The following is a 12867-nucleotide window of genomic DNA, read 5'->3' as shown; positions in this document are numbered from 1 at the left end:
GTTTTTGCATGGACAATATCAAGATAATTCTCGAACAACTGGGTCTGGAAACAAGCCTTACCTTAGAAGAAATCCCCCATATAGACTTATACATGGACCAGGTGATTCAATTATTTGAAAACAAATTCGGAGATTCGAAGCGGAATGAAGAAGAAAAGGTTTTAACCAAAACAATGATTAATAACTATGCCAAAGGAAAACTGATTTTTCCGATTAAAAACAAAAAGTATTCGAAAGAGCATCTGATCTTGATGAGCCTGATTTATCAGTTGAAAGGTGCTCTATCGATTAATGATATTAAAACAACGCTTGATGGGATTAATAAAATGATTATAAAAGAGAATGGTAATGTAGATTCGTTTTATAAAAGCTATCTTAATCTGACTGGCAAAAATGTTGTTGACTTTAAAGCGGATATTAATGCCAGGGTGAAGGATATAAAGAACGAAGTAAACAAAATAGAGGATGGAAATTCTTCGAATCTTGAGCAGGTGTTAATGATTTCTACACTCGTTCATATGAGTAACATATATCGAAGAGTAGCAGAAAAGCTAGTCGATGACATGGTAATAGAAAAAGATGGGAAGCGCCAAAGGTGATTCGAACCTTTGATGTTTCCTATTTAAACCTATTTCTGAATCCTTTGAAAAATATAAATCCGATTTAAACAACCGCAGGTACATACATAATTTTGCCTTGAACGTAAATACTATCGTATGTTTGGAGGTGTCTATAATGGAAGAAAAGGATTTTGAAAAAATTTATGATCAGTATAGACAGCAAAGTGAACAGCAAGCCCAAATAGAAGTAAATCTAGACAACGCAGATGGAAAGGAAGAGTTCGTTGCGGTAAGAAAAAATAACGATGGGGACATTATCGCTTTTAAAACGAACACAGGCCGTGAGCTGGATTATGTCACTGCTCTAGATGAGGCCAAGGCAGGAAAGGTCGCACATATTGATGTCTTTCACAAGTATGGAAGAGACATCATTCGCAGTGAACCGGATGGGATAAAAGAAAATAACCTTGATTATTTACCTGAATTTTAAAAACTGAGTGGTATCTTTATACTACTCGGTTTTTTTCTATTTCGGATGAAATAATCAACGATTATCTTTTTCTCCCTTCCCTCACACCCAAGTAAAAAACAGCCAAACTATATGCCGCGAAACCGAATATAATCATAATAATTTTCTTATGTAATTTCCAGAGTGAAACAAAATTGGATGTAAGAGTTCCTTTTGTATGTAAATAATACAAGTAAACAAATAGCAGTGATAGGATAATAAGCAAGATTACCTTAAGTAACCGAAGGATATTTAAATTTTCAAAAAAAGGTTTTTTCTTTCTCTTCTTTTTTGAGGAAGGCGTTTTATTTGTTCTTGTTTCGGCCATAAATTTCTCCTCGCTTCTTACTGTGGTAGAAAATGAATACTTATTTTTAATAATAGATTATGGGGCAATAATAATAAACAATTAAATGAGCCGGGAGATGTCTCCCGGCTCATTTATGTTATAGAAAGATAATTTTAATTATTAACAAGATAAGAAAGTAAACGGGCGCTTACGCTTTTCTTACAAGTTCATATTGCTTGATTTTTTCTTCGTATGTTAATGTTACACCAATTTCATCCCAGCCATTAAGCAGCATTTCCTTAGGGTACGGTGCAATGTCAAACTTTAACTCGAATCCCTCATTATCATAAACTACTTGATCTTCAAGGTTCACAGTTAATTCGTACTTATCGGATTCCGCTTTTTTAATGATGGTTTGAACTTGCTCTTCGCTAGCCTGGATAGCAAGGATGCCATTTTTTACACAGTTGTTTTTAAAAATATCCGCATAGCTTGGTGCAATAATAACTCTGAAGCCGTAATCCTGCACAGCCCAAGGTGCATGTTCACGAGAGGATCCGCAGCCAAAATTTTCTCCTGCAACTAAAACAGATGCACCTTTATATTTGGGATTGTTCAATGAGAAATCTTCACGTGGATTTCCGTTGTCATCAAAACGCCAGTGATAAAAAAGGAATTGTCCAAATCCACTGCGCTCAATTCGTTTAAGAAATTGTTTTGGAATAATCTGATCTGTGTCGATATTAGCCCGGTTTATTGGGTAAACAAGGCCTTGATGAATGCGTAGCGGTTCCATTTATTCTAATACCTCCTAGGAATTAACAGTTTGAGCACTGAATTGACGTACATCGACAAAATGGCCAGTAATCGCAGCTGCAGCGGCCATTTCCGGACTTACAAGGTGGGTACGGGACCCATTTCCTTGACGGCCTTCAAAGTTACGATTTGATGTGGACGCACAGCGATCCCCCGGTGATAAAATATCATCATTCATAGCTAAGCACATGCTGCATCCTGCTTCGCGCCATTCAAACCCGGCTTCTTTAAAGATTTGGTCTAATCCTTCTTTTTCTGCTGCAAGTTTGATGCTAAAAGATCCTGGAACGACGATGGCAGTAACAGAAGGGTTAACTTTATGGCCCTGGATCACTCCGGCTGCTTTGCGAAGGTCGCTCAACCTGGAATTTGTACAGGAACCTATAAATACATGGCTAATTTTAACATCTGTGATTTGCTGCCCGGCTTCAAGACCCATGTATTCAAGGGCACGGTTAATTTCTTCTTTTTCGCTTGCTTTAACTGCGTCTTCCGGATTTGGAACAGAACCAGTGACAGGAATACACATGCCCGGGTTTGTTCCCCAAGTCACTTGTGGTTCTACTTCAGCAGCATCAATTTCAACAACTGCATCGTAGGTAGCACCTTCATCAGAGGCAAGAGCCTTCCAATTGGCTACAGCTGCATCGAAAGCTTCACCTTGAGGCACATGTCGTCTGCCTCTTAAATATTCAAAAGTAGTTTCATCCGGAGTAATTAATCCTGCTCTTGCACCGGCTTCAATTGACATATTACAAACAGTCATACGCTCTTCCATCGAAAGGGAACGAATTGCTTCACCTGTGAATTCCATCACATAGCCGGTTCCAAATTGAACACCGAATTTACCAATGATGGCTAAAATTAAATCTTTTGCTGTTACACCCGTTCCAAGCTTTCCATTTACTTTTACATTAAGTGTTTTTGGAGGTGCCTGCCAAAGCGTTTGTGTTGCCAGGACGTGCTCTACTTCACTTGTACCGATTCCGAAGGCTAAAGCCCCGAAAGCCCCGTGTGTAGATGTATGGCTGTCACCGCAAACGATTGTTTTTCCAGGCTGGGTTAAACCAAGCTCAGGACCGATGACATGGACAATTCCGTTATCCGGATGATTGATACCGGCAAGGGAAACACCAAATTCTTCACAGTTATTTTTTAGCGTGTCCATTTGTTTTTTAGAAACTTCATCTTTGATAACACTTCGATCACGAGTAGGAACGTTGTGGTCCATAGTTGCAAAGGTTCGATTAGGCTGGCGGACTTTTCGGCCGTTCATGCGTAATCCCTCAAATGCTTGAGGAGAGGTAACTTCATGAACCAGATGCAAATCAATATAAAGCAAATCCGGCTTTCCTTCTTCTTGATGTACAACATGCTGTTCCCAAATTTTTTCGATAATATTTTTTGGTTTTTGCATAGTTTCCTTCCTCACATTAGTAGATTTATGTTTTTTTCTTAGATTCGGCGGGTAAACTGCCAGTACTGCGGTTTAACCGCCGGTTTTTTTGAAATATCAGAATTTATATTATTTGATTTCGATAACAGTCCAGCGCAAGCGCACTAAGCTGGAGCTTTTAAAGATAACAGCTCATAATGCACTTTGCTGCATTTTGAGACTTAATATAATCAACAATATGTTTTGTCATTTCAGCTGTTCCAACAAGACGGCCGTTAGAAATTTGAAGATCGGCTGTATGGAAACCGGAATCGAGTACTGATTGTACGGCATCTTCAATCAACTTGGCTTCGTTTTCCAATTGGAAGGAATACCTTAACATTAGTGCTGTTGACAAAATCATCGCGACTGGGTTAGCAATTCCTTTACCTGCGATGTCAGGAGCAGAGCCATGAACCGGTTCATACAGCCCAACACCATCTTCACGCAAGCTGGCAGAAGGGAGCATTCCAAGTGAACCGGTTAATACGGAAGCTTCGTCACTTAAAATATCGCCAAACATATTTTCCGTAACGATAACATCAAACTGAGTAGGATTTGTAATAAGCTTCATGGCAGTAGAATCTACTAAAGCATGTTCAACTGTTACATTAGGATATTGCGCTTTTTTCTCCTCAACAATTTCGCGCCATAGCTTGCTGGATTCAAGGACATTGGCTTTATCGACGGAAGTTAGGTGTCCGCGTCTTTGTTCTGCCGCTTGAAAGGCTTTGTCTACAATTCTTTCAATCTCTTGACGAGTATAGGCAAGGGTATCGACGACAGTTTGCCCGTTGTCCCGACGTTCGCTTGGTGTTCCAAAGTAAAGACCGCCTGTAAGCTCACGGACAATCAAAAGATCGCTTCCACTCACTACTTCTTCTTTTAAAGGCGAAGCATGGAGCAAATTTTTGAAGCCTTTAATCGGTCTTAAATTGGCATACAAATCAAGCGCTTTTCGAATGCCTAGCAATCCTCTTTCAGGTCGTAAATGGGAGGGATTGTTATCCCATTTTGGTCCGCCAACAGCTCCAAGTAATACTGCATCAGCCCGCCCACATGCTTCTACCGTTGACTCCGGCAGAGGAGTGCCATACTGATCGATGGCTGCCCCTCCGATTTCATGTGTTTCGAAGCTGAATTCATGATTAAATTCTTCTGCAATCGCATGTAACACATCTTTTGCAGAATTAATAACTTCCTTGCCAATACCATCACCGGGGAGTAATACAACATGTTTCTTCATCAAAGCAACCTCCTCATCATTTTTTAGCACCTTTAGGGTAATCTTCGAAAGCGCTAGGTTTTAAGGGTAATATATTTTGAAAGAAGTACCATTGGAACAAAAGCTTCCGAGGCACTTCGGCTTTTCTTATAGAATGGCTGTTTCTTTAAGTACTGCCTTTTGGTTAAAAAATTTACGATTGACCGTATTCAAGAACGCCTTAGCAGAAGCTTCTAAAACATCCTGTGCAGAACCGCGCCCACTTACAGGGGAACCGTTAACGGTCATTTTCACATGAACCTCGGCAAGGGCATCCCGTCCTTGACCGATCGAACTCAATTTGAAATCTTTTAGATGAATTTCCTCTGTAACTAGAGCCTCTAGCGTATTGAATACTGCCTCAACACTTCCTTGACCTGTACGGGCTGTTTCAACCCGGATTCCTTCAGGAGTTGTTAGAGCAACAGTAGCAGTAGGAAGGTTTGCTGAACCGTACTGAACTTGGAACGCAACAAGCTCATATTTTTTAACATCTGCTACGTTTGTTTGAATATCGGTCAAAATCGTAAATAAGTCTTCGTCCGTAACTTCCTTTTTACGGTCAGTCAATAGTTTAAAAGAAGTAAATGCTTCGATAAGCTTTTCATTCGGTAATTGGAAGCCCATTTGCTCGATTTTATCTTTAAAAGCGTGGCGACCTGAATGTTTTCCAAGAACTAAATCGTTTGATTGTACCCCAACTAATTCAGGAGTAATAATTTCATAGGTTAACGAATTTTTTAACACGCCGTCCTGATGAATACCTGATTCATGAGCAAAAGCATTTTTACCTACAACTGCTTTGTTAGGTGGGACAACCATGCCGGTAAAGCGGCTAACAAGGTCACTGGTGCGTTTGATTTCTTTTAAAACAAGATTATTTGTAATATCATACTTATCTTTACGGATATTAAGAGCAACCGCAATTTCTTCTAATGATGCATTACCTGCTCGTTCGCCAATTCCATTAATTGTACCCTCGACTTGGGTCGCACCGTTTTCAAGAGCAGAAAGGGTGTTGGCAACAGCCATTCCAAGATCGTCGTGGCAATGGGCCGATAGCTGAACCTTATGAATATTAGGGACGTTTTCTCTTACATAGCGAAACATACGCCCATATTCTTCCGGGGTTGCATATCCGACAGTATCGGGAAGATTAATAACCGTTGCACCGGCATCGATTACTTTTTCTACAATGTGAACAAGATAATCCAGGTCAGAACGAGTAGCATCTTCTGCTGACCATTCTACATGAGGGAAACTTTTCCTCGCATAGGAAACCATGTCAACAGCTAACTGAGTGACCTCCTCAGGTGTTTTCATCAATTTATATTTCATATGGATGGGGGAAGTAGCAAGAAAGATGTGCAACCTAGGTTCTACACCCTCTTTTAAGGCATCCCACGCAATGTCAATGTCCGACTTTGTCGCTCTTGCAAGGCCTGCAATGGAAACATTTTTGATGGTACGGGCGATCCTTTGAACTCCTTCAAAATCCCCTTGGGAGGAAGCCGGAAATCCGGCCTCCATGATGTCTACGCCAAACTTTTCAAGTTGCCGGGCGATTTCCAGCTTTTCAAGCTGGTTTAAATTTACACCTGGGGATTGTTCACCATCGCGTAAAGTCGTATCAAAGACCTTAACGTGAACCATTTACCACCACTTCCTTTTTCGCGTTTACTGGCTTTTTAATAAATGGCATTAATTCGCGAAGCTCACGGCCTACTTGTTCAATCTGATGATTATTTTCACTGCGGTTGATTGCATTAAATTGAGGGCGATTAGCTTGGTTTTCCAAGATCCAGCCTTTTGCAAATACTCCTGTTTGAATATCCTTTAATACTTCCTTCATTCGTGCTTTTGTATCTTCATTTACAACGCGTGGTCCAGAAACGAAATCTCCCCATTGAGCTGTATCAGAGATAGAATAGCGCATGTTTTCTAATCCACCTTCGTATAAAAGGTCAACGATTAATTTTAATTCATGTAAACACTCAAAGTAGGCAACTTCCGGCTGATAACCTGCTTCAACAAGAGTTTCGAAGCCTGCTTTGATAAGAGCTGTTGTTCCACCGCAAAGGACAGCCTGTTCTCCGAATAGATCTGTTTCTGTTTCTTCTTGGAAAGTTGTTTCCAAAACACCGGCACGTGCTGAGCCAATACCTTTTGCATATGCAAGGGCAAGGTCGCGTGCTTGGCCGGTGAAATCTTGGTAAATACCGTAAAGGGCAGGAACTCCGGCACCTTCAGTGTAAGTGCGTCGTACTAAATGTCCCGGTCCTTTAGGAGCAACTAGGAATACATCCACATCTGCCGGAGGTACGATTTGGTTAAAGTGAACGTTAAAACCATGAGCAAAAACAAGAGCGTCACCGGCTTTAAGGTTTGGTTTAATGCTTTCTTCATATACTTTTGGCTGATATTCGTCCGGTAGAAGGATCATGATGACATCGGCTGCAGCTGTTGCTTTAGCAACTGAAGTAACCTCTACACCGTCTTCAACTGCTTTATCCCATGATTTTCCGCCGCGAAGTCCAACTACTACATCAAAGCCGCTTTCCTTTAAGTTAAGTGCGTGTGCATGACCTTGTGATCCATATCCAATTACCGCAATCTTCTTTCCTTGTAAAACCTCTTCATTAATATCTCCGTTATAAAGTACTTTTGCCATTATCGATCATCCTTTCAAGGTATATTATTATTTTAATAGGGAATAATTAGTTAGTTCGTTTACTTGCGGCTGATGCCCGCGTAAGAAGGCAGTCAACCCTGTTCTGGCAATCTCTTTGATTCCATAAGGTCTAAGAAGCTCAATCAATGCGTCAATTTTTTCGGGTCTTCCGGTAATCTGAACTGCTAAACTATCTTTACTTACGTCAATAACCAAAGCTCTGAATGGGTCGATGATACCGTTGATTTCACTTCGGAGCTGACTGGTGCTGGCCACTTTAATCAGTGCGAGCTCTCTGGCAACAATTGCTTTATCGGTAATATCGGAAACTTTTAAAACATCAATCTGTTTATGAAGTTGCTTTGTTACCTGTTCAAGCCTTTGCTCATCTTCCACGTCAATAACCAGGGTCATTTTAGAAATGCCTTCTATTTCTGTTTGCCCGACAGAAATACTTTCGATATTAAACTGTCGTCTTTGCAATAAACTAGTCACCCGATTTAAAACACCGCTACGGTTTTGAACAGTTGCTGTGATTATCCGTTTCATGGTTTCACCCCAATCATTTCATGCAGCCCTTTGCCCGGAGCAATCATAGGGTAGACATTTTCTAATTGAATTACACGGCAGTCAACAAGCACAGGGCCATCATAGGCAAAAATTTCCGGTAGAGTTGTAATCAATTCCTCCGGAGTGTTAATTCTAAACCCTTTGATACCATAACTATCTGCCAGTTTTACAAAATCCGGATGGGACATTAAGAGGGACTCAGAATAACGTTCATCATAAAATGCTTCCTGCCATTGGCGAACCATTCCAAGTGCGCCATTATTGACGATAATCACCTTGACAGGTAAATTTCTTTCGTAAATAATCGAAAGCTCCTGCAGTGTCATTTGGAATCCGGCGTCACCAACAATTGCAACAACTGTACTTTCCGGTGAAGCGATTTGTGCGCCAATGGCAGCAGGAAAGCCAAAGCCCATTGTTCCAAGTCCGCCTGATGTAATCCAGCGATCAGGATCATTAAAAGTGTAATATTGTGCTGCCCACATTTGGTGCTGTCCAACATCAGTTGCTACAATCGCGTCACCATTTGTCACCTTATGAATCGATTCAATAAGCCATTGCGGGCAAATTTCCTTTTGGTTATGTTTATACCAAAGAGGAAAATTCTCTTTATATTCATTCAGCTTATCAACCCAGGCTTGTTGTTCCGGTGAATCACCGGCTTGGTTTAGAAGCTCAATTAATGCCTCTTTCGAATCAGAAACAATTGGAATATCAGTTGGTACGTTTTTACCAATTTCCGCAGGATCAATGTCAATATGAGCTACTTTAGCACTTGGTGCAAAGTACTTCAGATTTCCGGTTAATCGGTCATCGAAGCGGGCTCCAATATTGATAAGCAAATCACATTCATATAAAGCCATATTTGCTGCATATGTCCCGTGCATACCTCCCATGCCTAATGAAAGGGGATGATTAGCAGGAAAGGTTCCAATTCCTAAAAGGGTTGTGACTACTTGAAGACTATGTTTTTCCGCAAAAGATTTGAATTCTGCAGCTGCTTTCCCGTGTAGGATACCCGCGCCGGCAAGAATAACAGGTCGATTTGCTTTTGCAATTGCATCAGCAAGCTTCTTAATTTGCAATGGATTCGGCTTTATTGTCGGCTGGTATCCGGGCAATTGAATGTTGACCTCTTTAGGTTCTTCTTGAACAATTCCAGACGAGATATCTTTAGGAATATCAACAACGACAGGTCCGGGCCGGCCTGTAGAAGCAATGTGAAAAGCTTCCTTGATGATTCTTGGTAAATCCTCAATCGATTGAACTTGATAATTGTGCTTTGTAATTGGTGTAGTGATTCCCATGATATCGGCTTCCTGAAAAGCATCACTTCCGATCACACTGCGTGCAACCTGTCCGGTTAAGACGACAAGAGGTAAGGAGTCCATCATTGCATCTGTAATTCCGGTAACCAGATTGGTGGCCCCGGGACCGGATGTCCCGATTACAACTCCAGGTTTGCCTGTAATACGGGCATAGCCTTCTGCAGCATGAATAGAGCCTTGCTCGTGACGGAAGAGGATGTGCTTTATGGATCCTTGCGCCCGATGAATGGAATCGTATATCGGGAGGACAGCACCACCCGGGTACCCAAATATTGTATCAACCCCTTCTTTTATTAATAATTCAAGAAGAAGGTCTCCACCTGTTTTTGGTGCTGTGCCGGTTTGGATTTCCAGTTTTGCTTCTGTTTTCACGTGTTAATCCCTCCTTAAGGGTATTTGAATATTTGAAAAATTCATAGTAAAAAAAGCCCTATTCTCTCCGAATAAACTGCAGCAAATAAACTACTACGCAGAATAATCGGGGAGAAAGGGCCTTTCTTTTCTCGGTACCACCCGGATTTACAGTATCCTCACGAATACTGCCTTATGAAGCGACTTAAATAAATAAAACGCTTCTTTTGGTAACAGGTGATCAATGCTTAGACCACCTGATTGAGCCTACTAAAACTGGTTCGTTCAGCTCAACACTCAGGGATGATGTCAGAATAAGTTGTATTACTGGGCTTCCAGCAACCCCAGCTCTCTGAAAATACAAGATCTTATTCCTTTATTCCCGTCATCGATTTATGATTATTCTATTTTCAATGATGTTAACTTAATTTTATATAGTACCTTTACTTCTCAGGAAGGGGAGGGGTACTAATTGATCCCTAAAATTTCATGATTCCGCCAGTATTGGCAGAAGTAACGAGTTTTGCATACTTTGCAAGGTAGCCTGTTTTGATTTTTGGTTCCGGTTTTTGCCATGAACGGCGTCTTTCAGCTAAAACCTGATCATCAACAAGAAGTTCAATCGAACGTGCTGGTAAATCAATTAATATTTTGTCACCATTTTGCACGAATGCAATTGGACCGCCTTCAGCGGCTTCAGGTGAAATGTGGCCGATAGAAATCCCGCGGCTGGCACCAGAGAAACGGCCATCAGTGATCAAGGCCACTTCTTTACCTAATCCACGACCCATAATAGCTGATGTAGGAGCAAGCATTTCCGGCATTCCCGGACCGCCTTTTGGACCTTCATAGCGGATGACAACAACGTGACCAGCTTGAACAGTGCCATTATTAATGTTTTCTTGTGCTTCTTCCTGGGATTCAAAAACAATTGCTTCACCAAGGAAGGTTTTTATGGATGGATCAACAGCACCAACCTTGATAACACTGCCATCCGGAGCAAGGTTTCCATACAGGATGGATAGTCCACCAACAGGGCTATATGGATTTTCTCTACTCCGAATGACTTTCTCATCGGTAATGGTTGCGTCTTTTACATTTTCAGCAATTGTTTTACCTGTAATGGTTATGCAATCCTTATGGAGCACACCATCCATTTGGCAAAGCTCATTAAGAATGGCACTTACACCGCCAGCCTGATGGACATCTGCCATCGAATAATCGGATGCTGGCATAATTTTTGCTAAATAAGGGACTTTTTCAGCAATTTTGTTAATTTCACCTAAATCATATTCAATACCGGCTTCATGAGCGATAGCCAAGGTATGAAGAACTGTGTTAGTTGAACCGCCCATGGCCATATCAAGGGCAAAGGCATTATCAATTGCTTCCCTTGTAATGATGTCGCGTGGACGAATATCTTTTTTCACCAATTCGATTAAGTGTTTTGCGGCTTGGCGGATTAGCTCATGCCTTTCATCGGAAGTTGCGACAATTGTACCGTTACCCGGGACAGTCATTCCGAGAACTTCCATTAAACAGTTCATTGAGTTTGCCGTAAACATACCGGAACAAGAACCGCAAGTAGGGCATGCTTGAGTTTCAATCTCAAGTAGTTGCTGTTGACTCATGGACCCACTATGGTAAGCGCCGACACCCTCAAAAACAGAAGTGAGGGAGAGGTTTTTTCCTGAAGAGGAAACACCTGCTTCCATTGGTCCTCCGGAAACAAATACAGAAGGAACATTGGTTCTAGCTGCTGCCATTAACATTCCCGGTGTTATTTTGTCACAGTTCGGAATATAAAATACTCCATCAAACCAGTGTGCATTAATAACTGTTTCTGCACTATCGGCAATGATTTCACGACTTGGCAGGGAATAACGCATTCCGATATGACCCATAGCAATTCCATCATCCACACCGATGGTATTAAATTCAAATGGTATGCCTCCGGCTTCCCGGATCGCTTCTTTAACAATTTGACCGAAATGATTAAGGTGCTTGTGACCTGGGATAATGTCAATATATGAGTTACATACACCGATAAACGGTTTTTCTAAGTCACTCACTTTTACCCCTGTTGCGTATAATAGACTTCGATGGGGAGCACGATCGATCCCTTTTTTAATCATATCGCTGCGCACTTTAGCGCCTCCTAACTGACGATTGCGTGATTTGTTTCTGAAGGGTAACAAGGGACCCCGTCTGTCGTTACGATTCGTCTAAATTCTTCTAATAATTGATTGGTAACTTGACCTGGTTTTCCATCGTTAATTTTACGGCCATCCACTTCAACGGCAGCAATGACCTCAACTGCGGTTCCAGTTAAGAAAACTTCATCCGCAACATATACATCATGTCTTGTAAATGGAGATTCTTTTACTTCAAATCCTTTAGCTCTCGCTACATCAATGATAGCATTTCGGGTAATTCCTTCTAAAGCTCCTAAGTAAACAGGCGGGGTATATACAACACCATTTTTTACAATAAAGATATTGTCAGCTGATCCTTCTGTTACATACCCTTGGTCATTTAGCATTAATGCCTCTTGAACCCCGGCCTGATTGGCTTCAATCTTTACAAGGATATTATTTAAATAATTAAGCGATTTTACCTGAGGGCTAAGAACATCCGGACGATTCCTTCGGCTCGCAACTGAGGCAATCTTAATGCCCTGTTCGTAAAACTCTTTAGGAAACATCGATAATTCCTCAGCGATAATGATCACATTTGGATTCGAGCAAGAGGAAGGGTCCAGTCCGAGATTTCCTTTACCGCGGGATACAACGACACGAATATAAGCGCTGTTGAGTTGATTTTTTCTGATTGTCTCAACGATTAATTGTGTCATTTCCTCCTGTGAATATGGAATCCTAAGCATAATGGATTGTGCTGATTCGTATAGTCTTTTCAAATGGGCATCGAGTCTAAAGACGTTGCCGCTATATACGCGTATGCCTTCAAATACTCCGTCCCCATATAAAAAGCCATGATCATAAACTGAAATAACAGCATCCTCTTTCTTGACGAATTCCCCGCCAAGGAAAATCCATTGACTTCCCAACATAACCA

General features: G+C 41.2%; 11 protein-coding genes. 2 read left to right on the top strand and 9 right to left on the bottom strand.

The annotated features are described in order from the left end of the window. Positions 1–8: 8 nt before the first annotated feature. Both AC3ANV_RS24285 and AC3ANV_RS24280 read left to right on the top strand, forming a co-directional pair. Positions 9–599, top strand: a complete 591-nt coding sequence (locus AC3ANV_RS24285) for a DUF1836 domain-containing protein (RefSeq protein WP_488311164.1) — start codon at positions 9–11, stop codon at positions 597–599. A 136-nt stretch (positions 600–735) separates the two neighbouring features. Next, complete coding sequence (locus AC3ANV_RS24280; protein ID WP_488311163.1) at positions 736–1050, top strand: DUF3892 domain-containing protein; 315 nt, start codon at positions 736–738, stop codon at positions 1048–1050. A gap of 515 nt (positions 1051–1565) precedes the next feature. On the opposite strand, the gene leuD is transcribed toward AC3ANV_RS24280, so the two are convergent. The 9 genes from leuD to ilvE form a co-directional block, all read right to left on the bottom strand. Continuing rightward, positions 1566–2153: a 3-isopropylmalate dehydratase small subunit gene (gene leuD, locus AC3ANV_RS24275; RefSeq protein WP_488311162.1), complete on the bottom strand. Its 588-nt coding sequence runs from the start codon at positions 2151–2153 to the stop codon at positions 1566–1568. 15 nt (positions 2154–2168) lie between these two features. Then, positions 2169–3590 carry a 3-isopropylmalate dehydratase large subunit gene (gene leuC, locus AC3ANV_RS24270; protein WP_488311161.1) on the bottom strand — a complete coding sequence of 474 codons (1422 nt, stop codon included), beginning with the start codon at positions 3588–3590 and terminating at the stop codon, positions 2169–2171. A 157-nt stretch (positions 3591–3747) separates the two neighbouring features. Next, on the bottom strand, positions 3748–4854 hold the full coding sequence (gene leuB, locus AC3ANV_RS24265; protein WP_488311160.1) for a 3-isopropylmalate dehydrogenase: 1107 nt from the start codon (positions 4852–4854) through the stop codon (positions 3748–3750). 126 nt (positions 4855–4980) lie between these two features. Next, positions 4981–6525: a 2-isopropylmalate synthase gene (locus AC3ANV_RS24260; RefSeq protein ID WP_488311159.1), complete on the bottom strand. Its 1545-nt coding sequence runs from the start codon at positions 6523–6525 to the stop codon at positions 4981–4983. Beyond that, a complete protein-coding gene (gene ilvC / locus AC3ANV_RS24255; RefSeq protein ID WP_488311158.1) occupies positions 6512–7543 on the bottom strand; it encodes a ketol-acid reductoisomerase in 1032 nt (343 codons plus the stop codon). Before ilvC ends, AC3ANV_RS24260 begins: the two co-directional genes overlap by 14 nt. 27 nt (positions 7544–7570) lie before the next feature. After that, a complete protein-coding gene (ilvN, locus tag AC3ANV_RS24250; RefSeq protein WP_488311157.1) occupies positions 7571–8092 on the bottom strand; it encodes an acetolactate synthase small subunit in 522 nt (173 codons plus the stop codon). After that, positions 8089–9813: an acetolactate synthase large subunit gene (gene ilvB, locus AC3ANV_RS24245; RefSeq protein ID WP_488311156.1), complete on the bottom strand. Its 1725-nt coding sequence runs from the start codon at positions 9811–9813 to the stop codon at positions 8089–8091. The genes ilvN and ilvB overlap by 4 nt, the downstream gene beginning before the upstream one ends. 458 nt (positions 9814–10271) lie before the next feature. Further along, positions 10272–11939, bottom strand: coding sequence for a dihydroxy-acid dehydratase (ilvD, locus tag AC3ANV_RS24240; RefSeq protein WP_488311155.1), 1668 nt, complete (start codon positions 11937–11939; stop codon positions 10272–10274). A gap of 11 nt (positions 11940–11950) precedes the next feature. Beyond that, on the bottom strand, positions 11951–12859 hold the full coding sequence (gene ilvE, locus AC3ANV_RS24235; protein WP_488314325.1) for a branched-chain-amino-acid transaminase: 909 nt from the start codon (positions 12857–12859) through the stop codon (positions 11951–11953). Positions 12860–12867 lie beyond the last annotated feature (8 nt).

This window comes from Neobacillus sp. DFD-2R (genome assembly GCF_057747865.1).
Note: the sequence above shows the minus strand (reverse complement) of the source record. Positions and strands in the feature narration are given on the sequence as shown.

Bases quoted from the DNA above. Each gene is read 5' to 3' on its own strand.
- AC3ANV_RS24285 (WP_488311164.1), top strand. From the start codon at position 9: ATGGACAATATCAAGATAATTCTCGAACAACTGGGTCTGGAAACAAGC.
- AC3ANV_RS24280 (WP_488311163.1), top strand. From the start codon at position 736: ATGGAAGAAAAGGATTTTGAAAAAATTTATGATCAGTATAGACAGCAA.
- leuD (WP_488311162.1), bottom strand. From the start codon at position 2,153: ATGGAACCGCTACGCATTCATCAAGGCCTTGTTTACCCAATAAACCGG.
- leuC (WP_488311161.1), bottom strand. From the start codon at position 3,590: ATGCAAAAACCAAAAAATATTATCGAAAAAATTTGGGAACAGCATGTT.
- leuB (WP_488311160.1), bottom strand. From the start codon at position 4,854: ATGAAGAAACATGTTGTATTACTCCCCGGTGATGGTATTGGCAAGGAA.
- AC3ANV_RS24260 (WP_488311159.1), bottom strand. From the start codon at position 6,525: ATGGTTCACGTTAAGGTCTTTGATACGACTTTACGCGATGGTGAACAA.
- ilvC (WP_488311158.1), bottom strand. From the start codon at position 7,543: ATGGCAAAAGTACTTTATAACGGAGATATTAATGAAGAGGTTTTACAA.
- ilvN (WP_488311157.1), bottom strand. From the start codon at position 8,092: ATGAAACGGATAATCACAGCAACTGTTCAAAACCGTAGCGGTGTTTTA.